26 protein-coding genes and 2 pseudogenes are annotated in these 25,556 nt (G+C 64.8%); 16 read left to right on the forward strand and 12 right to left on the reverse strand.

From position 1 onward, the window contains the following. From PMI38_RS01315 to asnB, 6 genes are all read left to right on the forward strand, one after another. On the forward strand, positions 1-763 hold a 763-nt coding region (locus PMI38_RS01315), incomplete at its 5' end, for a prenyltransferase/squalene oxidase repeat-containing protein (RefSeq protein ID WP_008089679.1). A 9-nt stretch (positions 764-772) separates the two neighbouring features. After that, positions 773-1,180 (forward strand): hypothetical protein, encoded by a 408-nt coding sequence (locus PMI38_RS01320; protein ID WP_008089682.1) that lies wholly within the window; start codon positions 773-775, stop codon positions 1,178-1,180. Continuing rightward, complete coding sequence (locus tag PMI38_RS01325; RefSeq protein WP_008089685.1) at positions 1,177-1,461, forward strand: acyl carrier protein; 285 nt, start codon at positions 1,177-1,179, stop codon at positions 1,459-1,461. Before PMI38_RS01320 ends, PMI38_RS01325 begins: the two co-directional genes overlap by 4 nt. Further along, a complete protein-coding gene (locus PMI38_RS01330) occupies positions 1,458-2,453 on the forward strand; it encodes an AMP-binding protein (protein WP_008089688.1) in 996 nt (331 codons plus the stop codon). The genes PMI38_RS01325 and PMI38_RS01330 overlap by 4 nt, the downstream gene beginning before the upstream one ends. Then, complete coding sequence (locus tag PMI38_RS01335) at positions 2,440-3,825, forward strand: amidase family protein (RefSeq protein ID WP_008089690.1); 1,386 nt, start codon at positions 2,440-2,442, stop codon at positions 3,823-3,825. Before PMI38_RS01330 ends, PMI38_RS01335 begins: the two co-directional genes overlap by 14 nt. A gap of 10 nt (positions 3,826-3,835) precedes the next feature. Further along, complete coding sequence (asnB, locus tag PMI38_RS01340) at positions 3,836-5,671, forward strand: asparagine synthase (glutamine-hydrolyzing) (protein ID WP_008089691.1); 1,836 nt, start codon at positions 3,836-3,838, stop codon at positions 5,669-5,671. Here the strand turns inward: asnB and PMI38_RS01345 are convergent. Further along, a complete protein-coding gene (locus tag PMI38_RS01345; protein ID WP_008089693.1) occupies positions 5,660-6,631 on the reverse strand; it encodes a LysR family transcriptional regulator in 972 nt (323 codons plus the stop codon). The genes asnB and PMI38_RS01345 overlap by 12 nt on opposite strands. Positions 6,632-6,843: 212 nt before the next feature. On the opposite strand from PMI38_RS01345, the pseudogene PMI38_RS27380 reads away from it, so the two are divergent. After that, a pseudogene (locus tag PMI38_RS27380) lies at positions 6,844-7,428 on the forward strand (SDR family NAD(P)-dependent oxidoreductase); the annotation flags it as partial. A gap of 9 nt (positions 7,429-7,437) precedes the next feature. After that, positions 7,438-8,547, forward strand: coding sequence for an SMP-30/gluconolactonase/LRE family protein (locus tag PMI38_RS27385; protein WP_238540150.1), 1,110 nt, complete (start codon positions 7,438-7,440; stop codon positions 8,545-8,547). Here the strand turns inward: PMI38_RS27385 and PMI38_RS01355 are convergent. The 5 genes from PMI38_RS01355 to PMI38_RS01375 all read right to left on the reverse strand — a co-directional run bounded on the left by PMI38_RS01355 (position 8,537) and on the right by PMI38_RS01375 (position 14,578). Continuing rightward, positions 8,537-9,517: a site-specific integrase gene (locus PMI38_RS01355; protein ID WP_081502491.1), complete on the reverse strand. Its 981-nt coding sequence runs from the start codon at positions 9,515-9,517 to the stop codon at positions 8,537-8,539. The genes PMI38_RS27385 and PMI38_RS01355 overlap by 11 nt on opposite strands. A gap of 126 nt (positions 9,518-9,643) precedes the next feature. After that, a complete protein-coding gene (locus tag PMI38_RS01360; RefSeq protein ID WP_008089699.1) occupies positions 9,644-11,971 on the reverse strand; it encodes a putative bifunctional diguanylate cyclase/phosphodiesterase in 2,328 nt (775 codons plus the stop codon). 123 nt (positions 11,972-12,094) lie between these two features. Further along, positions 12,095-12,559, reverse strand: a complete 465-nt coding sequence (locus tag PMI38_RS01365) for a hemerythrin domain-containing protein (RefSeq protein ID WP_008089701.1) — start codon at positions 12,557-12,559, stop codon at positions 12,095-12,097. A 341-nt stretch (positions 12,560-12,900) separates the two neighbouring features. Next, a complete protein-coding gene (locus PMI38_RS27830) occupies positions 12,901-13,353 on the reverse strand; it encodes a hypothetical protein (RefSeq protein WP_008089703.1) in 453 nt (150 codons plus the stop codon). A gap of 22 nt (positions 13,354-13,375) precedes the next feature. Then, positions 13,376-14,578, reverse strand: a complete 1,203-nt coding sequence (locus tag PMI38_RS01375) for a zinc-dependent alcohol dehydrogenase (RefSeq protein ID WP_008089706.1) — start codon at positions 14,576-14,578, stop codon at positions 13,376-13,378. Between the two features lie 167 nt (positions 14,579-14,745). Between PMI38_RS01375 and PMI38_RS27235 the strand changes: the two genes are divergently transcribed. Next, on the forward strand, positions 14,746-14,913 hold the full coding sequence (locus PMI38_RS27235) for a DUF6021 family protein (RefSeq protein ID WP_008089708.1): 168 nt from the start codon (positions 14,746-14,748) through the stop codon (positions 14,911-14,913). Positions 14,914-14,970: 57 nt separating this feature from the next. After that, the gene (locus PMI38_RS01380; RefSeq protein ID WP_008089710.1) at positions 14,971-15,150 is read left to right on the forward strand and encodes a hypothetical protein; all 180 of its coding nucleotides are present in this window, start codon (positions 14,971-14,973) and stop codon (positions 15,148-15,150) included. 7 nt (positions 15,151-15,157) lie between these two features. On the opposite strand, the gene PMI38_RS01385 is transcribed toward PMI38_RS01380, so the two are convergent. Genes PMI38_RS01385 through PMI38_RS01395 form a run of 3 tightly spaced genes read right to left on the reverse strand, consistent with a single transcriptional unit; the run spans position 15,158 to position 16,775 of the window. Further along, positions 15,158-15,418 carry a hypothetical protein gene (locus tag PMI38_RS01385; protein ID WP_008089712.1) on the reverse strand — a complete coding sequence of 87 codons (261 nt, stop codon included), beginning with the start codon at positions 15,416-15,418 and terminating at the stop codon, positions 15,158-15,160. A 23-nt stretch (positions 15,419-15,441) separates the two neighbouring features. Beyond that, on the reverse strand, positions 15,442-15,819 hold the full coding sequence (locus PMI38_RS01390; protein ID WP_008089714.1) for a Rho termination factor N-terminal domain-containing protein: 378 nt from the start codon (positions 15,817-15,819) through the stop codon (positions 15,442-15,444). Positions 15,820-15,848: 29 nt separating this feature from the next. Then, the gene (locus tag PMI38_RS01395; protein WP_008089715.1) at positions 15,849-16,775 is read right to left on the reverse strand and encodes a DUF72 domain-containing protein; all 927 of its coding nucleotides are present in this window, start codon (positions 16,773-16,775) and stop codon (positions 15,849-15,851) included. A gap of 161 nt (positions 16,776-16,936) precedes the next feature. Between PMI38_RS01395 and PMI38_RS01400 the strand changes: the two genes are divergently transcribed. Then, entirely contained in the window at positions 16,937-18,280 is a 1,344-nt protein-coding gene (locus PMI38_RS01400; protein ID WP_008089718.1) for a cation:proton antiporter, read from the forward strand. 45 nt (positions 18,281-18,325) lie between these two features. On the opposite strand, the gene PMI38_RS01405 is transcribed toward PMI38_RS01400, so the two are convergent. Further along, complete coding sequence (locus PMI38_RS01405; RefSeq protein WP_008089719.1) at positions 18,326-19,183, reverse strand: SDR family oxidoreductase; 858 nt, start codon at positions 19,181-19,183, stop codon at positions 18,326-18,328. 211 nt (positions 19,184-19,394) lie between these two features. On the opposite strand from PMI38_RS01405, the gene PMI38_RS01410 reads away from it, so the two are divergent. Beyond that, positions 19,395-19,682 carry a hypothetical protein gene (locus PMI38_RS01410; protein ID WP_008089721.1) on the forward strand — a complete coding sequence of 96 codons (288 nt, stop codon included), beginning with the start codon at positions 19,395-19,397 and terminating at the stop codon, positions 19,680-19,682. Between the two features lie 67 nt (positions 19,683-19,749). On the opposite strand, the gene PMI38_RS26250 is transcribed toward PMI38_RS01410, so the two are convergent. Beyond that, complete coding sequence (locus PMI38_RS26250; RefSeq protein ID WP_008089723.1) at positions 19,750-20,154, reverse strand: hypothetical protein; 405 nt, start codon at positions 20,152-20,154, stop codon at positions 19,750-19,752. Positions 20,155-20,507: 353 nt separating this feature from the next. On the opposite strand from PMI38_RS26250, the gene PMI38_RS01420 reads away from it, so the two are divergent. From PMI38_RS01420 to PMI38_RS01430, 3 genes are read left to right on the forward strand one after another with little or no spacing between them, the layout of a single operon-like run. Then, positions 20,508-21,110, forward strand: coding sequence for a hypothetical protein (locus PMI38_RS01420; protein WP_008089724.1), 603 nt, complete (start codon positions 20,508-20,510; stop codon positions 21,108-21,110). Beyond that, on the forward strand, positions 21,110-21,538 hold the full coding sequence (locus PMI38_RS01425) for a phage holin family protein (protein ID WP_008089727.1): 429 nt from the start codon (positions 21,110-21,112) through the stop codon (positions 21,536-21,538). Before PMI38_RS01420 ends, PMI38_RS01425 begins: the two co-directional genes overlap by 1 nt. After that, positions 21,535-22,341: a DUF3618 domain-containing protein gene (locus tag PMI38_RS01430; RefSeq protein WP_008089729.1), complete on the forward strand. Its 807-nt coding sequence runs from the start codon at positions 21,535-21,537 to the stop codon at positions 22,339-22,341. The genes PMI38_RS01425 and PMI38_RS01430 overlap by 4 nt, the downstream gene beginning before the upstream one ends. A gap of 58 nt (positions 22,342-22,399) precedes the next feature. Here PMI38_RS01430 and PMI38_RS01435 read toward each other — a convergent pair whose 3' ends face one another. Next, the gene (locus PMI38_RS01435) at positions 22,400-24,130 is read right to left on the reverse strand and encodes a response regulator (protein WP_008089731.1); all 1,731 of its coding nucleotides are present in this window, start codon (positions 24,128-24,130) and stop codon (positions 22,400-22,402) included. A gap of 156 nt (positions 24,131-24,286) precedes the next feature. Between PMI38_RS01435 and PMI38_RS01440 the strand changes: the two are divergent. Continuing rightward, positions 24,287-25,556, forward strand: a pseudogene (locus PMI38_RS01440) (autotransporter outer membrane beta-barrel domain-containing protein); the annotation flags it as partial.

Below are 25,556 nucleotides of genomic sequence, written 5' to 3' on the forward strand. Positions count from 1 at the left end.
GGCGGCTGCCGTGCTGGGCGGCAGCCTGTCGGCGGCACAAAGTGAAGCTGCCCTGCGCTGGATCGAAGGCTGCCAGATGCCCAACGAGCCGGGGATCATGTACATGCCCGGACGGGGCGCCGAAGTGCGTTGCACCAATTGGGGCCTGGCTGCCGGTGCGTTCACCGAGCAGACCGGGCCGCGCCAGGCGATCGGTCACTGGCTGGCCTCGCTGCAGAATCCCGACGGTGGCTTCGGCTTCTGGCAGGGCCGCGGCTCGGACATGGTGTCCACGGTTTCGGCGGTGTCGATCTTGCGTCAGTTGGGTGACAACAGCGGTGTAGACCTCGCGGCAATCGAAACCTACGTGTCCAGCTGCAGGCAAGTGCAGGGTCATGCAGCGTTCCCGCGTGGCGAAACCTCTCTGCGCGCCGGGCTGCAGGCGCTGGGTTGCCTCGCCTATATCGGCCACGACGTGACTCAGGCAGCAGCCGAGCTACTGGCCGCGCACAAAGTGCGCCAGGGCGGTTACGCCAACCACGGCCAGCGCATTCCCGACCTGCTCAGCACTTACCAGGCCGTGGCACTGGCCGCCGACTTCGGCCTGCCGGTGGACCTGCCGCACCTGCGTTTCTTCCTCGACAAGGTGCGCGGCGCAGCCGGGCATGCCTGGTCGCCGTTGTTCCTGCCAGGGGTCGATGCGCTGTCCAGCTGCCTGGGCCGCCTGCTCGAAGCCTTTGCCGACGGCCAGCGTCAGCGCCTACCCAACCTGCAGCTTTCGTAAGGAGCCGCCATGCCCACCCTCAATGTTTCCTGCGCGCCGCTGCAACCGCTGCAGCGCAAGCGCCTGGCCCTGGCGTTTACCCGCCAGCTCAAGGCGCTGGGTGCCGAGACCGCCCACTGCATGGTGTTCTTCAACCCCTTGCCCCAGGACTGCGTCTTCAGCGCCGGCATGCCGATGCCCATTGCCGACCGCGACGGCACACCGGCGCAGTTCCATGTGCGCATCACCCTGTCGGCGGCGCGTGACCGGCTGGCCCACCAGGCACTGGCCGAAGGGCTGCACGCGTGCCTGCGCAGGCACTACCCGAACGCCTTCCTCTACCTGCAGTTCGAACCGATCCTGCCCGAGCACGTGTTCTTCAGTGCCGGCGCGCCATTGATCAACGCGGCCCACCCGCAAGGAAACACCGACTCGTGAACGACCTCAGCATTGCACAGCGTATCCACCAGACCCTCGGCCAGTTGCTCGGCGAACAGATCGACGCCATCGGCCCGCGCGACAGCTTCCGCGACTTTCTCGGCGAGCGCTTCGACAGCCTCATGGCCGTCGAAGTGATCACCGCCATCGAAGGGGCATTCGACATCGAGGTGGATTACCTCAGCGATGACGTGCGCTTCTGGTTCGAAACGCTGGAAAAGATGGCGCAGTTCGTGGCGCAGAAACGCGAAGATCAACTGACCCTGCAAGGTGCCGAGTGAACGCCGAGCATCTGTTTACCACCTCCGGTTCCACTGGCGCGCCGCGCCAATGGCTGCGCAGCCTGGCGCAGATGGAGCGCGAGGCGGCCTTGATTCTCGGCCGCTGGGCGCCCGAGGCGCGGGAGATCCTGGCATTCGCGCCGACCCGCCACAGCTACGGGAAGATTCTCGGCGAAGTCGGTGCGCGGGTCGTTAACGCGCGGCTGCAACGCTGTTCGCTGGAGCAGCAACGGCTGCCGGTGCTCGACGGTGAAGGCACCTGCGTGATCCTCGCCATCGCCAGCACCTGGCACCTGCTACCGGCGTTGCTGGCCCGGCTTGCGCCACGGCGCTCGGTGCTGGTGGTGCACAGCGCTTCGCTGCTGCCGCCAGGGGCGTTGGCCACCGTGCAGCGGCATGCCGGGCCCCGGGTGCGCTTCGTCGAGTTGTTGGGCGCCACGGAAACCGGTGCCATGGCCTACCGCGAGCTGGATGCCAACAGCACCACCGAGCAAGCCTGGACACTGCTGGACGATGTGCGCTTGCTCAGCCCGCCTGGGCAAGTCGGCGCCCTTGAAGTCGCCAGCCCGCGGATCGCGCGGGAATACGGTCAGGCCAGCGCGCCAGCCACGCACCGCTGCGATGACCAGGTACGGGTGCTGGACGAGCGCCGCTTCCAGTGGCTGGGCCGCGCCAGCAGCCTGATCAAGGTCAACGGCCTGCGCCTGGACCTGGCACGCCTGGCCAGTGAGCTCGGCCAGCACCTCGATTGCCCGGCGCTGGCGTGCGTGGCCGTGCGCGATGCCTTGCGCGGCGAAGCCTTCGAGGTGCTGTTCAGTTCGGCCACGCTGAGCGAGCGTGCGGTGCTGGAGGCCTTCGCGCAGTTGCCCCCAGGCCATCCGCGCCCGGTCGCGGTTCGCCGCGTCAACCACCTGCCTTTATCCGCCACCGGCAAACCTCAGCCGTGGGCGGCCTCTACCTCTGTCAAGGAATACACCCATGACCCACGCTGATACCCAAGCCACCATCGCCGACTACCTGGCCACCTGCGGCGCCGACCCCAGTACCGGCCAGGAGCAACCCGAATACCTCGGGCTCAGCCTGCGCAAACGGCATGAAGTGCTGCAGCGCACCCCGGCCCTGGCGGCCGAGTGGGCGGCCCAGTACGCACACTGGTCCGTACACGCCGACAGCCACTACCGCTGCCTGACCAGCACCCGCCCGGCCGAAGCGCCGTGGTATCGCCTGGGGGTCAAGGACACGGTGGATGTCGCGGGCCTGCCGACCCGCCTGGGTCTGCGCAGCTATCGCCACTACCCCCAGCGCAGCGCCGAGGCACTGACCTTCCTCGACCCGCGCATCGCCTTGACTTGCAAGGTCGCCACCACTGAACTGAACATCGCGTTTGGCGCAGGCTGCCGCAACCCGCATTTCCCGACCATCGATCCGTCGGGCTCCAGCACAGGTTCCGCGGTGTCGGTGGCTGCCGGCCTGTGCGATATCTCCCTGGGCACCGATGTGCTCGGCTCGGTGCGCTGGCCGGCGTCGCACTGTGGCATGGTCGGCCTGCGCATGACCCAGAAGGCCGCGAGCCTGGCCGGGGTGTTCCCGCTGTCGCCGCGCATGGACGCCCTGGGCTGGGTGACCCGCAGCGCCGATGACCTCGACCTGCTGTTCCCGCTGCTGGGCCTGGAGCCGCTGCTCGGCCAGCAACAGCCGCTCAAGGACCGTTACCGCGTTGCCGTGCTGGAACAGGCGCTGGACCCTGCACTGACCAGCCCGGCGATGCTCGACATGCTCGGCCAGGCCCGCAGCGCGCTGGGCGACCTGGGCATGGCCGCCAGTGAGGTCGCTATGCCAGCACTATGGGCCTGCCGTGGTGACGCCTGGCAGCTGTGTGCGCGCGATGCCTGGCTGGCCTCGGCGGCCTGGGCGCGCCGATTCGACTGTGAGCTGCACTGGTCGACACTCAGCGCGCTCAAGGTGGGCGAGGGCGTCAGTGATTGTGACTACCGGCGTATCCACCAGCGCATGGACAGCATCCGCGCCGGCATCGATGCCTGGTTCGACGAAGCCCAGGTGGACTTCGTGGTGTTCCCGATGGACCCCAACCGGCCGTTCGATCGGCGCAACCCGCAGCCCGGTGACTCGACCATTCCATCGCCGGCCGAGCCCGGCTATGAGCAGAAGATCAGCTTCACCCCGCTGGCCAGCTTCAGCGGCCTGCCGGCGATCACCGTGCCGATTTGCCTGAGTGCCGACGGCAAGGCGCCGCTGGCCGTGCAGATCATGGGGAGGCGCGACAGCGAGCGGCAGCTGCTGGACATCGCCAAACGCCTGCAGGCCGTGACCGGCTTGCTGCCAGCCCGTCGACTTCAGGCGTAAGGAACAGCGCATGTGCGGAATCACAGGCTGGGTGGACTACACCCGCGATCTGACCCAGGCCGGCCAGGCCATTGGCGCCATGACCGACACCCTGGCCCTGCGCGGGCCGGACGCCAGTGGCAGCTGGCAGCACCGCAATGCCCTGTTGGGCCATCGACGGCTGGCGATCATCGACCTCAGCGGCGGCGTGCAGCCGATGACCTACCGCTGTGCCAGCGGCGAGGAAATCGCCCTGGTCTATACCGGCGAGGTCTACAACCACCACGAACTGCGTGAGCGCCTGCGCAAGGCAGGCCATGAGTTCCACACCCGCAGCGATACCGAAGTGGTGCTGCGCGCCTACCTGGAGTGGGGCGAGCACTGCTGCGAGCACCTGACCGGGATGTTTGCCTTCGCCGTGTTCGACGGGCGCGACGGCCACTTCCTGCTGGTACGTGACCGTCTGGGGGTCAAGCCGCTGTACTACGCCCGGCACCAGCAGGGGCTGCTGTTCGGTTCGGAAATCAAGGCGATCCTGGCCCACCCGGATTTCACCCGCGCGCTGGATGTGGTCGGCCTGGTGGATGCCCTGAGCCTATCGCGCGGCACCGTGCGCTCGGCACTGCGTGGGGTCGACGAACTGCCGCCGGGGCACCGGTTGTCCTGGCGCCCCAATGGCCAGCCGAAGCTCAGCCGCTACTGGCAACTGCAGCGGCGTGAGCATCAGGACGACCTGGCGACGACCGTGCAGCGCACCCGCGAACTGCTGAGCAAGGCCTTGGGCGAGCAGCTGTACGCCGATGTGCCGGTGTGTTCGTTGCTCTCCGGCGGGCTGGACTCCACCGCCCTGACCGCCATGGCGCAGCAACGCCTGGGCGCGGTGCAGGGCGGCAGGGTCAATTCGTTCTCGGTGGACTTCGTGGGTCAAGCGGAGCAGTTCCAGAGCGATGCGTTTCGCCCCGAGCGCGACCAGCCCTATGCCTTGGCCGCTGCCGAGTACATCGGCAGCCAGCACCAGACCATCCTCATCGACAACCGGGAACTGGTGGACGACGCCGCGCGCGGGGCGGTTTACCGGGCCAATGACTCGGCAGCCACGTTCGGCGACGTCGACACCTCGCTGTACCTGCTGTTCAAGGCCATCCGCGGGCATTCCACGGTGGCCATTTCCGGCGAGGCGGCAGACGAGGTGTTCGGCGGCTACGCCTGGTTCCGCGACCCCGAGGCACTGGCGGCGCCGCGCTTCCCTTGGCTGTCGCGCATGCAGCTGCTGCAGCCGGCGCTGATCAACCCGGACTTCAACCGCCTGTGCGACTTCGCCCGGTATCAGGACAGCTGCTACCACCAGGCGCTTGACAGCGTCGAGCACCTGCCAGGCGACAGCCCGCAGGAGCGGCGCATGCGCGAGATCGGCCATATGCACTTGCAGCGCTGGTTGCCGATCCTGCTCGACCGCAAGGACCGCCTGAGCATGGCCGCCAGCCTCGAAGTGCGGGTGCCGTTCACCGACCATGAACTGGTGGAATACGTGTACAACGTGCCCTGGGCGATCAAGGGAAAGGAGGGGGAGGAAAAGTGGCTGCTCAAGCAGGCCTGTGCCGACCTCTTGCCGGCGGCGGTGCTGCAGCGGCGCAAGAGCCCGTACCCGACCTCGGCCAACCTGGCCTACGAGCGGTTCCTGCGTGCACGGGCGCAGCAATTGTTGGGGGAGGCGAGCAGCCCGGCGTTCCAGGTCATCGACCGGGCGCGCCTGACGGCTGAACTGCGCAAGCCCGAGGGGTACTTCAACTCGCAGTTGCGGCGCAACAACCTGGAGACGGCGCTGGCACTGGACGCCTGGCTGCGCGAGTACCGGCTAGCGGTGTAGTTCGGGCAGCTCGCTGCCATCCAGGATCACCGGGTTCTGGATGGTGTCGGTGAAGCGCCGTGGCGCCCCCAGGTCGAGCATGGAGATGAAGCTGCCCAGGGCCGGGGAGGCGTTCTGGATGTTCCAGTTCATGTACAGGCCCATGGTCGGCGTGGGTTGATCCTTGATCGGCCGGATCGGGCGGAACTGTACGCGGTCGCGCAACGTCGAGTAGGCAATCGATTCCGGCACCAGGGCAACGCCGAAGCCGCAGGCCACCAGACCGATCAGGGTGTGGATCTGCGCCGCCTCCTGGACAATCTTGGGGTAGAAACCGGCCGATTCGCACAGGGCGATCAGCTGGCTGTGGTAACCGCTGCCCAGCGCCTGCGGGGTGAACACGAAGTCCTCCTCGGCGAAGTCGCGCAGGTCGACCATCGCATGCTGCGCCTTGGCGTGGTTGGCGGGCAGGGCCATGACGATCTGCTCGTTGAGCAGCAGGCGCGATTCGATGGTCTCGGGTGGCATCGGCAGCTTGCGCATGAAACCGATGTCCGCCTCGCCGGCCATCAGGGCCTTGGCCTGGGAGGCCGAGGGCATTTCGCGGATGGTCAGGCGCACGTTCGGGTAGATTTCGCGGAATCGCTTCAGGGTGGTGAGCAACGACTCGTAATAGGCAATGGAGATGGCGGTGATGGTCAGCTTGCCGCAGATGCCTTCGGAAACGTTGCGCGCGTACTCGATGCCCTGTTCCAGCTCCTTGAGCGTGCGGTAGGCGGTTTCCAGGAACGCCGTGCCGGCCGCGGTGAGCTTGACCCCACGCTTGTTGCGCAGGAACAGGCTGAAGCCCAGCTTCTCTTCGAGTCGGTTGATCGCCTGGCTCAGGGGAGGTTGCGCCATGTGCAGGCGAATGGCTGCCTTGTGAAAGTGCAGTTCCTCGGCCACGGCAATGAACTGCCTGAGCAAACGTGTCTCGATCATTCTACGTTCCTTCATCGAGTCGAGCGGGGGCCGGTAGAGCGTTCTCCAGCGCCCAGCCGTGCAAGGCGGCCATGATATAGGTGCGGGGGTGCTGGGTGATATCCGTGAGATATCAAAGTTGCATGCTTTTAATATTAAGTCATTGATTTTTTTATTGTTATCGTAAAAAGGAGAATTGGAAGAGCTTTAGAATGCCCAGCACAGACCCCTTCATGAACAAAGTGGCCATCGTCACCGGTGCTGCCCAAGGCCTTGGCCTGGACTATGCGGCGGCGCTGGCCGCGCGCGGCGCCCGTGTGGTCATCAGCGACCTGGGGACCGACCGGTCTGGCGAAGGGCGGGACCCTTCGGCGGTCAGCGTCGCCTTGCAAGCCTTGAAGGACCAGGGTTTCGATGTGGTCGCCCATGTCGGCCAGCTGGAAAACGAAGACGAATGCCGGCAGCTGGTGGAACTGGCCATCGCCCAGTTCGGCGCGTTGGACATCCTCATTCACAACGCCGGCTGGGTCGACTACCAGGGCATCGAGACCCAGGAGCAAGCCTTTCTCGATCGTGCCCTGGGCATCAGCGTGCATGCCCCGGTATGGCTGGCCAAGCATGCCTGGAAGCACCTGAAGCTTTCCGCAGCCCCGCGCATTGTGCTCACGACCTCGGACCGCGCCATGTACCAGCGCTACTCGCAGCCTGGGCTGGTGGCCTATTCGGCGGGCAAGATGGCCCAGGTCGGCATCATGAACGCCCTGAGCATGGAGGGCCTGGCGCACGGCATCCTGGTCAACGCCATCTCGCCGGTGGCCAAGACCCGCATGTGGGGCGTGACGCTGCCGCCAGAAGAGCTCAAGCCCGAGTGGGTCACGCCGGGCGTGCTCTACCTGGCCAGCGCATTGTGCCGCGACACCGGTTACATCCTGCGCGCCAGCAACGGCCAGTTCACGGCCACGCGCTTCAGCGAGAATAGCGGCGTCAGCTACCCGCGTGACCTGGCACGGGTCGAGGCCTCGAGCCTGGCTGAAGTGGCCGAGCGCTGGAGCAGCATCAAGGAATGCCATTACCTGCCGTTCAAGGTCGCCAACACCCGCACCGACCTTGGCGAAAGCCCGGTCTGGGATCCCCGTAGCGGTGCCCTGTACTTCGTCGATCTTACCGGCGGGCGCATCCATCAGCTGCTGCCCGATGGCGAGGTGACGGTGCTGTACGAATCGGCCGCGCGGATCGGTGCCCTGGCATTGACCGACCAGGGCAACCTGGTCTTCACCGAAGACGCCAGCGTGGCGATCCTCGACGTGGCGCAGGGCAAGGTACGGCAGTACTCCGCATCGGTGCACCACCGCTCCAGCTACCGCTTCAACGATGGTGCCTGCGACCCGCAGGGGCGATTTGTCACCGGCTTGATGGATGAAGGGCCAAGCGGCAAGACCGGCGCGTTGTTCCGTTTCGATGGCGAGCTGCACGACGAAGTGATCCACGATGACCTGGCGTTACCCAACGGTCTGGCCTGGTCGCAGGACGGGCAAACGCTGTTCTTCGTCGATTCGGTCAGCCGCTCGATCTATCGCGCCGAGTACCTTGAGGAAGGCCGCCTGGAGCATGTCACGCTGTTCGCCGAGACGCCGGCAGAACTGGGGCGCCCCGATGGCATCGCGCTGGACCGCGAAGGCGGGCTGTGGGTCTGCCAGTTCAATGGCAGTTGCCTGTTGCGTTATGACCGCCACGGGCACCTGACCGACCAGGTGGTGATGCCCGTGCCTCGCCCGACCAGTTGCTGCTTCGGCGGCGCGGCCATGGATACGCTGTACATCACCACCGCGCGCTTCGGCATGTCGCCTGCGGAACTGCGCCATTACCCCGATGCCGGCGACCTCTATGCGATTCGCCCGGAGGTGGGTGGCCTTGCGCGCTTCGCGTTCAAGGAATGAGGCTTTGGCCCTGGCTGGCCGGTAGCACGGCCAGCTCACCGAAGCGTTGCGCCGAGTCGATGTAGCGCAGTGCCGACTTGGCGTCTTTCCAGCCTACGTAACTCATCAATGACTTCAACTCCCAGCCGTTGGCCGTGGCCCAGGTGGCAAAGCCGCGGCGCAGGGAGTGGCCGGTGTACAGTGCGGCAGGCACCCCAGCCCGCGCTAGCATGCGCCGCAGCAGGCCGACCAGGCTGTTGCTGTTGAGCGCTGCCTCGCCGAGGTTGCCCCAGCGGTCGAGCTTGCGGAACACCGGGCCGTGGGCAATACCGGCCACCTCGATCCACTGCAGGTAGGCCGTGACCGGGCACAACGCCTTGAGCGCCGGCGTGCGGTGCTGCACGCCCAGCGCCTCGCGGTCACCCTTGCTGCGTGGCAGGAACAGGGTGATGCCGACACCGGCTTCGGCCTGGATATGCTCAATGCGCAAGCGCGCCAGTTCGTCACCACGAAAGCCTCGCCAGAAACCCAACAGCAGCAGCGCCGTATCGCGGCGGGCGCGGCGCAGGGCGGGCAGATCGTGGCGCTCACGGGCCTGGCGGGCTTCTTCCTCGAAACACGCCACGGCAGTCTGCAGGTGTTGCAACAGCAGGGGGGCGGCCTGCCTGGGCGGGGTCGGGTGCAGGGTGCGGATGCCGCGCAGTACCTGGCGCACCAGCGGCGCTTTGGTCGGGTCGGGAAAGCCCTGGCTGATGTGCCATTGGCTGAGCGCTGCGAGGCGTTGGCGCAGGGTGCTGACCGCGTGCTGTTCGGCGTGGTCGGCCAGGTAGCGGGCAATGCTCTCGGCGGTGGCCGGCAGAAAGCCACCCCAGTGCGCCTCGAAATGCTCGATGGCGGCCTGGTAGCTGCGCCGGGTGTTGTCGCGGGTGGCGGCGCGGACGTAGCGCTCGATGTCGGTCATGGTCAGTGGGGTGGTGATGGTGGGTGACACGATAAAGGTTATTTGCTTGTCTGTCCCGGCCCTATCGCCGGCAAGCCGGCTCCCACACCGTCCGCGTTGCCACCGATTCCTGTGGGAGCCGGCTTGTCGTGGCGACGAACCGCGGCGATAGGGCCCTCACACCATGCATGGCTTTTCCTCGACACCATTGAAAGGCGGGTACTCACGCAACTGCACGGGCGACAACGGCCGGCTGAAGTGATAGCCCTGGGCAATGTCGCAGCCGGCCAGCTTCAGGCACACCACCTGCTCGCGGGTCTCGACCCCTTCGGCCACGACCTCCAGGCCCAGGCGCTTGGCCAGGATGATGGTCGAAGAGACGATCGGGCTGTCGTCGTAGCTGTTGGAAAGGGGGGCGATCAGTGCGCGGTCGATCTTCAGCTTGCTCAGGGGCAGCGACTGCAGGTGGGCGAAACCGGCGTAGCCTCGGCCAAAGTCGTCCAGGCTGATACCCAACCCCGCCGCGCGCAGGCGCTGCAGGTGTTCGACGGCGGTACCTTCCGGGTCGAGGATGGTGGTTTCGGTGATCTCCAGCTCCAACCGCTGCGCGGCGATGCCATGGCGCTGCAGCTTGGCCAGCAGACGGCTACTGAAATCGCCTTGGCGCAGTTGCAGTGCCGACACATTCACCGCCAGGCGGCTGTCACGGCCCTGGGCGTCCCAACGGGCCAGCTCTTCGCAGGCCAGGCGCAACACCTCCCAACCCAGCTCGACGATGAACCCGCTGCGCTCGGCCAGGTCGATGAAACGGTCCGGGTACAGTAGCCCGAACTCGGGATGATCCCAGCGCACCAGCGCTTCGTAGCCCAGCACGCGCTGGGTGTCGAGGCGTATCTGCGGTTGGTAGTGGAGCACGAACTGGCGCCCGGCCAGCGCGCTGCCAAAAGCTTGTTCCAGGGTGAAGGCCTGGATATCGGTCACGTTCAACGAAGGGTCGAAAAAGCGGTACTGGGCGCGCCCGGCCTGCTTGGCGGAATACATGGCGGCATCGGCAAAGCGGATCAGGCTGTCGATTTCCTGGCCGTCCCGAGGGCAGATGCTGACGCCGACACTGGGGCTGGTGTTGACCTCCTGACCATCGAGGGCATAGGTGGCCGACAGCTTCTGCACCAGGTTGCCCACCCAGGTGTTGATCTGCTCTTCGCTGCGCTCGCCGGCCAGCAGCACGACGAATTCGTCGCCGCCAAAGCGCGAGGCTTCATCACCCGGCTCCAGCTGGCGCTGGATGCGCCCGGCCACGGCTTGCAGCAGCAGATCGCCGACCTTGTGCCCGAGTGAGTCGTTGATCGACTTGAAGCGGTCCATGTCGATGAACAGGATCGCCATCAACTGGCGCTTGCCGCGTTGCCGGGTCAGGGCCTGGCCTGCGACCTCGACGAACTGGCGGCGGTTGTGCAGGCCGCTGAGGTGGTCGGTGGCGGCGGCGTGGCTGCTGCGCCGGTGTTCGTCTTCCAGGCGCCCGATCAACTGCTGGTTGACCTGCTGCGCATGCTCCAGGGCGCTGAACGCTTCCTGGCGCTTGCGCAGCAGGCGCAGGGTCCAGGCCAGGCTGGCGAGGATCATCAGGGTCATGCTCAGGTTCAGCCAGAACTGGCGCGTGTAGGCCAGCGCGGACGGCGCAAGGATCTCGTCGTGACGCTGGCTGACGACCACGCTGAAACCGCGCTCGGCGTCACGCCGGTAGACGCTCTGGTAAGGGGTGCCGGCCGCATACTGGGTGAATAGCCCGGATGCGCTGTCGGAGCCCTGCAGGCCAGGTTCGAAGCTGTCGTCCGCCACTACCACGCCACGGCTGTCGATGCGCAGGCGTTCCTCGCCATTGTCCTGCAGCAGGCGCATCAGCCCGCTGTTGCCCAGGTCGATGTGCTGGAACAGTACGGCCAGGTAACCGATGTCCAACTGCACCACGAGAACATGATCGATCTCGCGACCTTGCAGGTCGGTCAAGGGCAGCAGGAAGGGCAGGCGCCAGTTCGGCATGGCGCCAGGGTTGCTGTCGGGCGTGATGCGGGGCAGGAAGGGTTTGAAACCGTAGCGGGCGACGTGCAGGCGCAATTGCTGGAGCCAGTCTGCCGGCAGTTGCGTGGCTTCATCGCCATGGCTCGCCGAGCGTAGCCGACCCTGCCGGTCATACAGGCTCATGCGCTTGAACACCGGGTCCTCGGCGAGCAGACGGGCCAGGCTGTGGTTGTCCTGGCGCAGCCCCTTCAGGTCGTCCTGGGTCACGCGGCCCACCGCCTGGGCCCGATCGACCAGCTGGCCCAAGCTCTCGGCGACAAGGCTGGCCAGGTTCAGGTGCGCAGCTGCCTTGGCCGACAGGGCATCCTGGCGCGAGGCGGCCTTCTGGGAGAAGTGCAGCCCCCAGAGAAACGTCAAGGTGGCGGCGCAGAGCATCAGGATCAACAGGCGCAGAAGGCCTGTGGACGAGAGTGAACGGCGTATCACGACTGGTATTCCCGACCCTGGGTAGTGGGCGAAAAATACGACAGGCAGATGACAGGTGAATGACGGGGTGGCAATGTGCCTTTAATGGTGAGCCGCGCGCCGCAGAGGGCGCGCAGGTAATCGTCAAGCAGCGTGCGGCGTCCCTTTGAGCATTTTCTTCTGTGCTTGCATGGCTTGGCCCAGTTGCTCCAGCACATCCTTGCCCAGCAACTTCTTCGCCGTCGGGAACAGCTCGCTTTCTTCCTCTTCGATGTGGTGTTCGAGCAGCTCTTTCATGACCTTCACCCGACCGGCAAAGGCCACGGTGTCGGTTTCGGTGTGCAGCAGGTCGGGCAGTACCAGCGAATCGACGGTGCGATGTTCTTCCTTGGCTTCGTAGTACATCTTCGCTTCTTCCTTGCCCCCGGCCTGTTTGATGGCGGGGTAGAGAATGTCTTCCTCCAGCGCGGTATGGATCTGCAGTTCGTGCTCGATGCGCTGCAGCAGTTCGGCACGTTTCTTCACGGCCCGCTCGGTGGTGGTGGACAGTTCCTCAAGCAGTTTCTTCACCAGCTTGTGGTCCTGCATCAGCAGCTCGATGGCATTCATGGTGGCACCTCATCGTGGGTAACAAGATCGCGGCTTACCTGCCATGGAGTGGGCCGCAAGCGGCAGGGTTCAATGCTGACGATGGCCGGTGTTGGCGGGCAGGTCTTGCCTGTCCTCTGACGTACGAATGTGGCTTTGAAAGCGCTGGTTTTCCCTGTGCTCAATTTCTGAAAGTTGGCACGAATCCTGTGGGAGCGGGCTTGTCCCGCGAACACCGGCGGAGCCGGTGCCATACACTGCGCTGCCTGTTTCGCGGGACAAGCCCGCTCCCACATGGATTGCGTTCCGGCCCTTCGCCGGCAAGCCCGCTCCCACAGGATTCGCGCTGCCTCATTGCGCATTCAGTGCCGTTTGCCGCGTAGCAGCGCCAGCGCGCAGCCTCCCAGAATCGTCACGGCTGCAATCATCAACCAGGGTGCAGAAGGCTGCCGCTTGCCGCGCGGTGACGCACTGCGCCGGTCGGCTTGCACCGGCGTCGGGGGCTCGGCCTGGTCGCTGATGGGCTCGCAAGCCCAGTCCTGGATGCTGACCAGCTCAAGTACCGTGCCGTCCACCAGGGTGAGCTTGAGGTCGGCAATATCCCCGGCGATCCGATCGGCGAAGACCGGCTCGCCCGTGGCATCGAGGTTGTCATAGATGAAACGCTGGCCCTCCAGCCAGCCGATAGCCGTCAGAAGCTCCGGGCCCAGGAAATACTTGCCGTCGAGGAAGAAGCCGGGGAACTGGTGCGCGCGCTCCAGGGCTTCAACCCGGTAGCGCTCGCCTGGTTTCATTCCGGTTGCCGTCGCTAACATGGTCAACCCTCCCGTTATCGCGTCAGATGGTGTCAGGCCCCAGGGTGCCGGCAGCGGCCCCGGGCACGAGGATGACCTTGCGGCAATCGTCCTGCTTCTGGTCGAACAGCTTGTAGCCCGTGGCGGCTTCTTCCAGGGCGAGGCGATGGGTGACGATGAGTTCCGGGTGCAGGCGCCCGGCTTCGATATGCTCGAGCAGTTCAGGCAGGAATCTTTGCACGTGGGTCTGGCCCATCTTGAAGGTCAGGCCCTTGTCGAAGGCATCGCCGAACATGAAGGCATGGATGAACCCTGCATAGACGCCGGGCACACTGACCACGCCGCCTCGGCGCACCGCGGCGATGCTCTGGCGCAAGGCCTTGCCGCTGCTGCCTTCGATCTTCAGGGCGGTCAGTACTGTCTCGGTGGTGCTGCCCTTGGCCTCGAAGCCGACCGCGTCGATGACAGCGTCAACGCCGCGCATGCCAGGGGTCTGGCGGATGATGCTGTCGGCGGGGTCGTCGTCTTGCTCGAAATTGATCGGTATCACGCCGTAGGCATCGCGCGCATAGGTCAGACGGTAATCGTTGTCGTCGACCATGAAGATGGCCTGTGCGCCGAGCATGCGCGCGCACGCAGCGCTCAGCAGCCCGACCGGCCCAGCGCCGTAGATGGCGACGGTCGAGCCCTTGCTTACTTCGGCGTTGAGCACCGCCTGCCAGGCGGTGGGCAGGATGTCCGAGAGAAACAGCACCTTGTCGTCAGCCAGGGCGCTGGGCACCTTGAACGGGCCGACATTGGCCTTGGGGACCCGTACGTAGTCTGCCTGGCCACCAGGTATGCCGCCGTACAGATGGCTGTAGCCGAACAGGGCCGCGCCGGGGGGAATGCCTTTCTTGTTGATCAGCGAGCCACGCCCTGTGTTGGTGGTCTCGCAGGCGGCGAACAGCTCATGCTGGCAGAAGAAGCAGCTGCCGCAGGCGATCACGAAAGGAATCACCACCCGATCACCGACCTGGACGTTAGTGACCCCGCGCCCGGTCTCCTCCACGATGCCCATGAACTCGTGGCCGAAGATGTCGCCCGTTTCGGTCTGGGGGATCTTGCCGCGGTAGAGGTGCAGGTCCGAACCGCAGATGGCGGTCGCGGTCACCCGCAGAATGATGTCGTCGTCGTGCTGTAGGGTGGGGTCGGGGACCGTATCGACCCGGACATCGTTGGCACCGTGGTAGGTCAATGCTCTCATTGGGTTGACTCCTGCAGAGGCGGGTTGTGGTGATGGCCTATGCAGGGGAAGTCGCGGGGGAAGGCAAAGTTCATCCGAACGGGTTCAGCGGTGCACCGCAGGGGCGGATGAATCAAACTTCCAGGGGCGGGCGGGTTCTTCTGAGAACATTCCCTGGAGACCGCATCATGAAAAAGCCAGACCAAAGCGCCGATCCACGGCAGGGCCCGCATTCTTCCGAGCACGCAAGCACCGAGCAGGAATTGGGTTTCGATCCTGACTCTCCGGACCTGGAGGACCCACAAGTAGATCCTCAGGGCCCGGCGAAACCGCCCAGGGACGATGAAAAGAAATGAGGTGCGAGTGGGGCCGCATGCCGGCCCTGCATGCCTGTATCCACGAGGAAGCCGACCATGCGCAAAATCCCCTTGATGTGCCTGTCCTTGAGCCTGGCCTTGTCCGCCGGTTGCTTCGATCGCGACAACAACCACCCCGGCAAGGACAGCGATCCCAGCAAACCGTCGTTGCAGATGCAGCAACCTGACACACCACCGGCTCAACCCCCGGCCGAGCCGAAGCCACAGAACCCCTGAGCGACCCTCATCTCGCCACGTCGGACGAGGGCTGTGCCTGGGTGTTCTTCTTCCAGCCACGCAAGTTCATGGCGCACAGGCAGAACTGCAGCACGATCAACGCCCAGGCCTGCACGTGCCAGCCCCAGATCACCCACAGCACGTTGCTGGCGATGAAGCAGCAGAAGCCGACCCGGCGACGGCCGGGGCGGCACGAGCCGATGCACCAGGCAGCGGCCAGGGTCACCAGCATGGCAGGCCATTGCAGCAGGTCTATCATCAGCGCCATTGGGTATTCACCTCGAAAAATGCCTACGCTGCCTTGCGCAATGCGTCGATCAATTCACCTTTGCGCATGGTCGAGCGACCGGCGATTCCTTGTTGGCGCGCCCGATCCATCAGCGCTTGCTTGGTCATCTCTTCCAACTGCTGTCCGGGCCGGGGCACGCCGTGTTTGGTGGCCACGGCCCGGCGCGCCGACGATTCGCGGGCCTTGGCCTTGGCCGCCGGGCTTTTCTTCTGCCCCGAGCCGCCCTTGCGTTCGCCGCCGCCCGATTGCTTGTTGACGGTCGCCCAGGCCCGCGCCTCGGCTTCGTCCTTGGAAACACCCTTGGCCTCGTAGCCTTCCTCGATGTGTTCGGCCTTGCGTTTCTGCTTGTCGGTGTACTTGTCTTTGTCTCCACGGGGCATGGTGATGCTCCTTTTGCGTCAGTGTGTGTTTACAGCTGCACGTGCGGCTCGATGCCAGGTTCAGTGACCAGCTCGCCGTCCAGGCCGAGCTTGCCCAGCAGCCGACGTGCGTCGTAAGGGGCGTGCACCTTCTGGTCGTTGTCGAAATAGCAGTACACGTCACGCGTGGTGCGCTTGGTCGGGGCGCGGGGCACCACCAGCTCGGCATCCTCAGGCTGGCCGCCCTGGGCCCACGCCTGGATGCGCATTCGCCAACGGCGCAGCGCCCTGGCGGTGTAGCCGCTGCTATAGAGCTCGACATCGCCATGCAGGCGCATGTAGATGAAATCGGCGGTCACATCCTCGACGTAGGGCCACTTGCCGGCACTGTCGGCGACCACCAGCGCCACCTTGTGCTTGCGCAACAAGGCAATGAAGGTGTCGCAGAGGAAACTCGGATGGCGAACCTCCACGGCATGGCGCAGACGCGCATTGCCGCGAATGGCGGTGCCTGCGTTGCCTTGCAGGCGTTCGTCTGCCTGTTTGGCGCAGGCCCGGGCGGCCTTGCGGTCCTTGGGCAGCTTGTCGAGGAAGTCACTGAAGCGCTGGGCGTCGAATTTCAGTGTCGGGGGAAACTGCCAAAGGAAGGGGCCCAGCTTGTCGCCCAGCAACAGCGGGCCTGAGGCAAAGAAGTTGGCCAGCGCTTCATCGATTTCCTTGAGCCTGCGCACATGGGTGATATAGCGCGGGGCCTTGACCGAAAACACGAAGTCGTCTGGCGTCTGGTCGCGCCACTGGCAGTAGCGTTCGGGAGTCTGCAGCGCGTAGAACGAGCCATTGATCTCGATGCTGTTGACCGCTCGCGAGGCGAACGCCAGCTCGTCATCCTGGCGCAATCCCGCGGGGTAGAAGTCCTTGCGCCATGGGCCATAGCGCCAACCGGAAATACCAATGCGAATGTCGCTCACGGGGGGCATCCTTCATTCGTCCACTCATCACTGACGACCGGGGCCACGTCGGCCGGGTTCAGCAAGGTTGACGAATGGGCAACCGAGTGAACCGCAGCGTACGGAACGACCGGAACGGGGAAACAGTCGAAAAAGGACTCGATGCACCACTCTCAAAGGCAGCCGCGCAGATGACCTTCATCGTCTGGTTCGCCATGCTGGGCGCCGTCTTGTTGTTGCTGGCGCTCTCATCCTCCTACTTGCGCTGGATGCCGGTAACGTCGTCGGTCGTCTGCCTGGGCCTGGGTATCGGCCTTGGCCCTTCCGGGCTGGGCTTGCTGCAGCTCGATGTCGCCAAGTCGAGTGGCTGGATGGAGCACCTCACCGAGGTCGCGGTGCTGTTCTCACTCTTTTTCAGCGGCTTGAAACTGCGCTTGCCGCTGCGCGATCGCAGATGGTGGCTGGCGTTCTGTCTGGCCGGGCCTGTGATGTTGATCTGCATCGGGGGCGTGAGCCTGGTGCTGCATTACGGCTTGAACCTGGGTTGGGGCCTGGCGGTGTTGATCGGGGCGATCCTTGCCCCTACCGACCCTGTCCTTGCGACCCTGGTGCAGGTGGTCGATGCCCGGGATGACGACCCGGTGCGTTTCAGCCTGTCGGGGGAGGCGGGCTTGAACGATGGGATCGCCTTTCCCTTCGTCATCCTGGGCTTGCTGCTGCAACAGGACACCGGGCAGGCGTGGCTGAGCGACTGGTTGATCAAAGACGTGCTCTGGGCGGTGCTGGCCGGGCTGCTCTGCGGCTACTGGATGGGGCGCGGGCTGGGCAAGTTGACGCTCTACCTTCGGCTGCGCAACGACGACAGCACCGTCTCGCCCAACGACTATCTTGCCTTGGCGCTGATTGCCATGGCCTACGTGATTGCCGAATCCGTCCAGGGTTATGGTTTTCTGGCCGTGTTCGCCGCCGGTTTGGGATTGCGCCAGGCCGAAGTGCAGACGTCAACCAACCCACATGAACCTGCTGCCGAACACTTGGTGCAGCCCGTGGTAGGACACCAGCACGTCGCGCCAGAACTTGCGGTGAAAGGGGACGTGGAGCATCTGGACGACTCGCAGATCGCCGCCGGGATCATGTTGGGCGACATGTTGGCTTTTGGCAGCCTGGTGGAGCGATCGATGGAAGTTTTCCTGGTGACCTTGCTCGGCGTGGTGCTGCTGGAGCATTGGGACTGGCGTGCGCTGATCGTCGCCGGGGCACTGTTTTTCGTGATCCGTCCTTTGAGCATTGCGCTCATACCGTCGCGGGGGATGTTGAATTCACTGCAGCGGGGGCTGATGGGGTGGTTCGGTATCCGCGGCATCGGCAGCTTCTACTACCTGTTCTACGCGCTGAACCACGGCTTGCTGCCCGCTTTCGCGGTGGAGAGTACTCAGCTGGTCCTGTCGGTCGTGGGGTTGAGCATCTTGCTGCACGGCCTCAGCGTGCAGCCGCTGCTTGCCCGATACGAAGCGTGGAAGCACCGAGCTACCTGATCTCGGACAGCCCAAGGCCGGCATGGCAGGCATTGGGCTGGTCGGTCAAAGGATGGGTTTGCCGCCTGTCACGGCATAGCGCGAGCCTGAGATATAGCTGGCCTCATCGGAGGCAAGGAGCACATAGATCGGCGCGACCTCGACGGGTTGGCCCGGCCGTCCCATCGGGTAGCCCGAACCGAAGTTCCTGACGGCCTCGTCGGGCATGGTGGCCGGGATCAAGGGTGTCCAGATGGGACCCGGCGCCACACTGTTGACCCGAATGCCTTGCTTGCCCAGCAACTGCGCCAGGCCTGCGGTGAAGTTGGCAATTGCACCCTTGGTCGTGGCGTAGGCCAGCAGCTTGGGCGAGGGATCGTCGGAGTTGACCGAACTGGTATTGATGATCGAACTGCCCTTGGGCATCGACGGCAACGCCCGTTGGCAAATGCGGAAAATGGCCGTGATGTTGACATCGAAGGTCATCAGCCACTCGTCATCGTCGATCTCGTCCAGGGTCTCGTGGGACATCTGGAAGGCTGCATTGTTGACCAGAATATCGATACGCCCGAACTGCGCCACGGTCTTGTCGACGATGTCATGACAGTGCTGTTTCTCAGCCAGGTCGCCCGGCAGGAGCAGGCATTGTCGGCCCGCAGCCTTGACCCACCGCGCGGTCTCCTGTGCATCTTCGTGCTCGTTCAGGTAGGCGATGGCAAGGTCGGCGCCTTCGCGGGCGTAGGCAATGGCGACGGCCCGCCCGATGCCGCTGTCGCCACCGGTGATCAGCGCTACCTTGCCTTCCAGCCGGTCGTTGCCGGCATAGGTTTTCTCACCACAGTCGGGGTAGGGCTCCATCTTGCGCTGTGAACCTGGGACGTCTTGTGGTTGCGAGGGAAACGGAGGCGTTGGGAAGTCGCGCATGGGGAAAGCTCCTTCAGTTGGGAACGCTCTTACCTTTTCGAATGATCCGGACAGGGAGTGTTGGAATGGATCACGCACTGGCGCGACAAACGGTGGTGGCTGCTGCGCGGGAAGGCGCTGGCACCGTCTTCTGTCCGTTCGATTGCATTGCCCCGTTGCTGGGCTAAGGTGGGATAACCCATATCTAATACTAAAGTCGTAGGAGGGCGGCATGCGCATACGCGGTGAGGTTTTCTGGGGTTGGGCAGATCCTACGCTTCACCATCGAACTCATGGCGAGACACTGGACGATGGCAAGATGCTGGAGGTTCAGGTGCGCCTGTCGCGCACAGGCAATACACAGATGTTCATTGGCGTGTACGCCGCCAGTGGCATGGTGCTTCACGAAGAAGCGTTCGATTCACGGCCCGGGGAATCGATGACGCGGGCGCTGGCCTGGGGTGTTGGGCGTGCCAGATGGCTTGCGAGCGAGGAGGGTGGGAAACGGGCTCGCGCTTGAGAACTCCCTGACGGTTTCTGCCAAGCATGGCCAGGGCGATTCCTTCACCCTGGCCTGCAGCACGTTTTTAACGGTTTTCGTCGTTCATTCCGCTGTCCTCGTCCTGAACAGCCTGGGACGCATCGTCCATGTCACTTTGCTCTGTGTCGGATTTGGAGCCAGAACGATGGCCTCCTTTGCCGCCCTGCTGGGCGCCACCCCCGGCACGCTGAGGATCGTCCTGATCATTCACGCCGCCACCTTGTCCACCTTGCTGAGTACCCCGCTGATCTTGCCTGTCGGGTTGGCCGCCTGGCATCTGCCCGCCTTTCTGTCCTTCGTCCCAGCCGCGTTGCGGGTCGTTGGTTCCTCCCGACGACTGGCCTCCTTGCTGACCCGGTTGCGAGGCTTTTTCTCGGTCATTCGGAACGTTGCCAGGGGTGGTCTGAGGGGTGCCGCCTTGCTGTCCGGTCTTGCCTTGGTCGTTGGCCATGATCTCGCACCTCGTGTGTTGACACAGGGAAACCTGTGTTTACTTCCGATGCCGGCCTTCGCAGGAGTGCTCCCACAACTTTCGCAGTAGCGGACCAGAGGCGCGAAAGTTCCCGAGGCTCAATGTGTTGCGTCGTAAATGCCTTGGCGACGTGCCACCGCTACCCATTACCCCCACGCTCAGTGATCGGACGCCAATGGATGTTCCTGCGGTAGACCGGGTGCCGTTCATTGGTGGATCAGGTACCTGTCATAGATCGACGTGACTGAACTCCCACGCCAGTGCCTACGTCCCCCGAATGAATGCCGCATGTTCTCGGCGTTCGTCCACCCATCAGCTTCGAGGGCGTCACAATGGAAAAGACCGATCAAGGTTCAACCGCCCCACCTGGCAGCACCCAGGACCACCTTCACACCCTCGGCGACGAAGCCGGAGCGCTGCTGGGAGAAGCCCGGCAAAAAAGCAGCGAGCAGTACGAGCACTACCGCGACAGCGCCGCCGAACAGCTCGATTCGCTCAAGGAAGGCGCGCGGTCGGCAGCCACGGCGCTGGAAGGCCATGACAGCCTGGGCCTTTCGCGATACCTGAGCGAGGCGGCCGAATGCGTCGGCACCTTCGCCGAGCAGATGCGCCATGAAAGTGCCGAAAGCCTGCTGCACCGCGGCGCGCAGCTGGCACGGGGTAATCCGGCAGCGTTCCTGGCAGGCAGCGTGGCGGTCGGGTTTGCCCTGTCGCGCTTCTTGCGCGCAAGCGCCAGCCATTCCACTGCAGATACGCCTGGCGCACCGGCTCAAGGCGTCAACGAGCCTCGTCACCCGCTGTCGGCCACGCCAGACAAGGCGAGCGACGTGTCCACCCATAAGCCCTACACCCCGGTCGACCCCGTCGGGGTTGGTGCTGGCACCTCGGTAGGCGCAAGCCCGTTCGAGCGTGACCCGCTCAAAGGAGGCGAATGATGAACAAGGATACTTTGCACACGAGTCCCGGGTTGCACGCAGCCGATAGCGACCCTGTCGGCGTCGGAAGCCTGCTGCGCCAATTGATGCGGGAAGTGCCGGAGCTGTTCACCAAGGAGCTGGCACTGGCCAAGGCAGAGCTGCAACAGAACCTGGCCACCTTGAAGGCGGCTACAGCAGCGGTAGCGGCCGGGGCGATAGTGCTTCTGGCGGGCTTCGTCATTCTTCTGCTGGCAGCGGTGTATGCCTTGGCACTGGTGGTCCAACCGTGGCTGGCGGCCTTGATCGTCGGGGCGGTCACGGTGCTGATCGGCTTCATCATGCTGCAGTCGGGCAAGAAGCAGTTCGAGCCCGGGCATCTGGCCCCTGATCGTACCTTGCATGCCATGCAGCAAGACAAGGACGCGCTGAAGAGGAAATTGCCATGACCACTTCCTTCGAACATGAATCGCACAAGGACCCAGACCTGCTCGAACAGGAAGTCAACGCCAAGCGCGAGCACATCAGTGACCTGGTCGATGCCCTGGAGCAGCGCCTGAGCCCGGGCCAGCTGGTCGACAGGGTACTGGCCTACACCAGGGGCAATGGTGGCGAGTTCTTCCAGAACCTGGGCACTACGCTGAAGAACAACCCTGTGCCGGCAACCCTGACTGTCCTGGGCCTGGCGTGGCTGGGGCTCAACCAGAACCGTCCGTTCAACCCCGGGCCTGCCTCTCAAGGGCCAGGGCTGGGCGAGAAGCTCGGTGATGCGGTCGACTCGGTGAAGGATGCCTTCGCCCATGCCGGGGACGCGGTGCACGATGCCAGCCAGAAGATGCGCATGAAGGCCCATGATGTGCGCGACCGGGCCAGCGAGCTGGGCCAGGGCGCACGCGAAAGCATGGGCCAGTCTGCCGACACGGTGCGCAGTTCCGCGCACAGGGTAGGGGACCAGGCCTCCGCGCTCAAAGGCCAGTTCAATCACTTGCTCGAAGAGCAGCCGCTGGTGCTCGCCGCGTTGGGCATTGCGCTAGGGGCAGCACTGGGGGCGGCGTTACCCAGTACCCGGAAGGAAGATCAGCTGATGGGGGCCACTAGCGATCGGCTGACGGAAACCCTGAAGGCCAAGGGTGAAGAGGTCAAGGATACGGTGCAGCAGTCGCTTGAACGGGTGACTGACGAACAGGCGACGCCGGCTGAGCGCAAAGGTGAAGGATCTGACCTTTCTTCGGGGCTTGGCTTCCCGTCTTGAGCGGCTTGCAGTGCTCGCGCCAGCCTCTTCGCCAAGCGGTGTGGGAGGCTGGCAGTGTTCAGGCGTCAGACAACGCCAACGGCAGTTCCAGTTCGAAGTGCCAGGTGGATTCCGACCCCAGTTGCCCGGGAATGCTACGGGCACTGGCATGCAGCGTCTGCAGCAGGTGTTGCAGCTCGGCGAACGCCCAGCTGGCGGCCGAGTCCGCCTCGGCCGGCTCGTACCATGGGCTCAGCTCCAGGGTCAGGCAAAGCCACCCGCGCGGCAGGATGCGGGTCATCACGCGCAGGTCGAGCTGCGCGGGCAATGGCCCTTGGCGCACCTGCTCGAACAGGCAGTCGAGCAGCCTTCGGTAATGATGTGCATCGATCCAGGCACGGGCCAGTGCACGCAGGCCGGGACCGACGTCGAGGGTGCAGCCCAGCAACGCTAACTGGTGACGATGCGGCGCCAGGATTTCCTCGGTGAGAATGCCCAGATTGTGCGCTTGGGCCTGGGTCTGCAGCTCGTGACGCTCGACCGAGGCGAGGGCGTTGATCCTGTCCAGGCTGCGGCCCATCTGATCGATCTCGACCACCAGCGCGTCAAGGGCCGGCTGGGTGTTGGCCGCAGTGGCCCGCCGTGCCTGGTCGATCGCCTCTTGCATACGTTCGAGCCCGATCCGCAATTGGTTGTTGATGGCGACCAGGGTCGAACTCTTGAGCGTGCTCTGCAAGCGCGCTTGCGCCCCTTCATGGCGCATGGTCGCCAACATCCGGTCACGTTCAGTCAGGTCGCTCATACCGCCGACTATCGCCACCTGGTTGCCGCTTGCATCCCGAAAGGGTGTGCACCAGACAAAAAACGACGTGGCTACCCCCGCGTAGTCGATGACGACTTCGGTCATGAAAGGCTCTTCGCGCACGATCGCTTCACGCAGCCGGTCATGGGAACGGTTGCGCATCGCCTCCGGCAGCCAACGCGCTTCGTGCAGCGTCTGGCCCTGGATCTGTTCGAAGGTGGTTTCGGCATAGACCAGGTAGCGTCGATTGCACATCAGCAAGCGGCCCTGCAGATCGCGTACGAACATGGGATAGGGTGCCGAATCCAGCAACCCCCGCAAGAACCCGTATTCACGCTTCAGAGCCGGGTCCAGCGCATCTGCCGTGGCGCGCTCGGACTGCTCTCCGGCAAACATGCCGTGGCTGCGGGCCACCTCCAGAAGCTGGAAGTGGCTGTCCACCCCCAGCTTCTGATAAAGCCGGACCTTGTAGGTGCTGACCGTCTTGTAGCTGAGACTGAGTTGCGCCGCGACCTCCTTGCTGCTCAGCCCTTGGCTGAGCAGTTGCAGGACGCTCAGTTCCCGGGCCGACAGCTGGGTGAGTTCACTCGTCCCCGCTGGCACCGCTGGCGCCGCCGGGTGGGTCGCGTCGCTGGGGAAGTAGCTTCGCCCATGACTGACCGCATGCAGGGCATTGCGCAGTTCATCGACGGCGTCGGACTTGCTGACATAGGCATCGGCACCGGCCTGCAACGACCTTGCGGCGTAGATCCCCGGCTCCTGGGCGCTGTACACCAGCAGCCTGATGCCTTCATGGCTCGCCCTTAGCCGTCGCACGAGGTCCAGCCCACCCAAACGCGGCACCATCAGCTCGACGATGACCACTTGCGGGTGCAGCAGCCGGCACTGCAGCAAGGCATCCTGGCCGTTGTCCACCTCGGCGAGCAGTTGATGGCCCGTGCGTTCGAGCAGCGCCCTGAGGCCGTCGCGAACGATGGGCTGGTTGTCCACGACCAGCACGCTGCTCATGCACTGTTTCCTCGCGTCCATTCCCCGCTGCCAAGCATAGACCAGCCCTCAAGTCGGGAAACATTCCTACAACTGCACTGAAACTGTTCCGACATCTGTTGCGAAGTCGCGCGCGCAAGCTTCTGGCATCACTTTTCCAGCGCCCGCGAGGTTGCCATGAACCACTACCACACCCCCCATTCCGGCTCGCCGCGATTTGAGCGAACCCGCCTAGCCCAAGCACTGGGCCTGCTGCTTGTTGGGTTGTTCAGCCTGCAGCCGATCGAGGGCTGGGCCGCCGACACGCGTATCGTGCCCCTGGCGTTTCCGGGCCTGCTGCTGGGCGCGCCGGCCCCCCTTGTGGTCAACACGGCAGACGGTATCGGCATCAACGTCAGTGGCCCCCATGACCAGGCCAGTGTGCTACTGGCCGCAGCCCGCACCATCGGTGTGCTGGCGCCGGCAGCTAGCAGCATCGGTTTCGATCACGCAAGCGTCGTCTCCAGTGCGCTCACCGCTGCCAACGCCAATGGTCAGAGCGCCCTGGTGGCACGGGATGGCGGCCAGCTGAGCGGTTCGCATGTCACCATCAGCCTGGTACCCCAGGCCGCCAATGGCGCCGCGGTCACCGCCAGCAACATGACAGGCGTGCGTGCCACCGGGGGTGGCAAGGTCACCTTGCACGACGCCCAGGTCACCCTCGGGGGTGGCGCCAGCGCCCTGAACAACCAGGGCCTGGTGGCAAGCGGTAAAGACAGCCACATCGCCTTCACCGGTGGCAGCGTCAGCACCCAATCCAAGGGTTCGGTGGCGGCACTTGCCCAGGAGGGTGGAAGCCTGTCGCTCGGGCAAGGCACACAAATTACCGTGACGGGCGCAAACAGCCCGACGACGGCCAGCCATGCGCTCAAGGCGACGGGCGCAGGCAGCCGGATAGACGCCAGCGACATCCAGGTGCAGAGCAGTGCCATCTCGTCCAGTGGCGCTCGCGCCGAGGACGGCGCGCAAATTCAGCTCCAGCGTAGCCAGTTCACCAGCGTCGGTGCCGCCACCAGCACCACCGGCACGGCTGTGCTGCATGCGCTTGGCGGCGCGAGCATCCTGGCCGATGCGGTGCAGGCCACAGCCACCGGCAACTTCGTGGGTGGCGTGCGGGCCGACGGTAGCGCCAGCCTGGTGCGCCTGAGCGACAGCGACGTGGCCATCTCGGGGGCCGGCAACGCCGCAGAGATCGCTGCCGGGGCCCGGGCCAGCAATGGCGCTGAGGTGGTCCTCGAAGGCAGCCGGCTATCTACCCAGGGCACCTATGGCCATGGCGTATTGGTCGAGGGCAGCGGTAGCCGCGCCAGTGTCAGCGACAGCCAGGTAGACGTGGGCGGGGTCCGCGCCCACGGTGTCTATGTAAATAGCGGTGCCGACGCTGTGGTCAGCGGCAGCCGCATCAGCC

Origin of the sequence: Pseudomonas sp. GM84, from assembly GCF_000282535.1 — a bacterium.
In the GTDB taxonomy this organism is placed as follows: domain Bacteria; phylum Pseudomonadota; class Gammaproteobacteria; order Pseudomonadales; family Pseudomonadaceae; genus Aquipseudomonas.

What these genes read in the sequence shown, in the direction of transcription:
- PMI38_RS01320 (WP_008089682.1), top strand. Translation starts at nt 773, where the DNA reads ATGCCCACCCTCAATGTTTCCTGCGCGCCGCTGCAACCGCTGCAGCGC.
- PMI38_RS01335 (WP_008089690.1), top strand. Translation starts at nt 2,440, where the DNA reads ATGACCCACGCTGATACCCAAGCCACCATCGCCGACTACCTGGCCACC.
- asnB (WP_008089691.1), top strand. Translation starts at nt 3,836, where the DNA reads ATGTGCGGAATCACAGGCTGGGTGGACTACACCCGCGATCTGACCCAG.
- PMI38_RS01345 (WP_008089693.1), bottom strand. Translation starts at nt 6,631, where the DNA reads ATGATCGAGACACGTTTGCTCAGGCAGTTCATTGCCGTGGCCGAGGAA.
- PMI38_RS27385 (WP_238540150.1), top strand. Translation starts at nt 7,438, where the DNA reads ATGTGGGGCGTGACGCTGCCGCCAGAAGAGCTCAAGCCCGAGTGGGTC.
- PMI38_RS01365 (WP_008089701.1), bottom strand. Translation starts at nt 12,559, where the DNA reads ATGAATGCCATCGAGCTGCTGATGCAGGACCACAAGCTGGTGAAGAAA.
- PMI38_RS27830 (WP_008089703.1), bottom strand. Translation starts at nt 13,353, where the DNA reads ATGTTAGCGACGGCAACCGGAATGAAACCAGGCGAGCGCTACCGGGTT.
- PMI38_RS01375 (WP_008089706.1), bottom strand. Translation starts at nt 14,578, where the DNA reads ATGAGAGCATTGACCTACCACGGTGCCAACGATGTCCGGGTCGATACG.
- PMI38_RS27235 (WP_008089708.1), top strand. Translation starts at nt 14,746, where the DNA reads ATGAAAAAGCCAGACCAAAGCGCCGATCCACGGCAGGGCCCGCATTCT.
- PMI38_RS01380 (WP_008089710.1), top strand. Translation starts at nt 14,971, where the DNA reads ATGCGCAAAATCCCCTTGATGTGCCTGTCCTTGAGCCTGGCCTTGTCC.
- PMI38_RS01385 (WP_008089712.1), bottom strand. Translation starts at nt 15,418, where the DNA reads ATGGCGCTGATGATAGACCTGCTGCAATGGCCTGCCATGCTGGTGACC.
- PMI38_RS01390 (WP_008089714.1), bottom strand. Translation starts at nt 15,819, where the DNA reads ATGCCCCGTGGAGACAAAGACAAGTACACCGACAAGCAGAAACGCAAG.
- PMI38_RS01395 (WP_008089715.1), bottom strand. Translation starts at nt 16,775, where the DNA reads ATGCCCCCCGTGAGCGACATTCGCATTGGTATTTCCGGTTGGCGCTAT.
- PMI38_RS01400 (WP_008089718.1), top strand. Translation starts at nt 16,937, where the DNA reads ATGACCTTCATCGTCTGGTTCGCCATGCTGGGCGCCGTCTTGTTGTTG.
- PMI38_RS01405 (WP_008089719.1), bottom strand. Translation starts at nt 19,183, where the DNA reads ATGCGCGACTTCCCAACGCCTCCGTTTCCCTCGCAACCACAAGACGTC.
- PMI38_RS01410 (WP_008089721.1), top strand. Translation starts at nt 19,395, where the DNA reads ATGCGCATACGCGGTGAGGTTTTCTGGGGTTGGGCAGATCCTACGCTT.
- PMI38_RS26250 (WP_008089723.1), bottom strand. Translation starts at nt 20,154, where the DNA reads ATGGCCAACGACCAAGGCAAGACCGGACAGCAAGGCGGCACCCCTCAG.
- PMI38_RS01420 (WP_008089724.1), top strand. Translation starts at nt 20,508, where the DNA reads ATGGAAAAGACCGATCAAGGTTCAACCGCCCCACCTGGCAGCACCCAG.
- PMI38_RS01425 (WP_008089727.1), top strand. Translation starts at nt 21,110, where the DNA reads ATGAACAAGGATACTTTGCACACGAGTCCCGGGTTGCACGCAGCCGAT.
- PMI38_RS01430 (WP_008089729.1), top strand. Translation starts at nt 21,535, where the DNA reads ATGACCACTTCCTTCGAACATGAATCGCACAAGGACCCAGACCTGCTC.
- PMI38_RS01435 (WP_008089731.1), bottom strand. Translation starts at nt 24,130, where the DNA reads ATGAGCAGCGTGCTGGTCGTGGACAACCAGCCCATCGTTCGCGACGGC.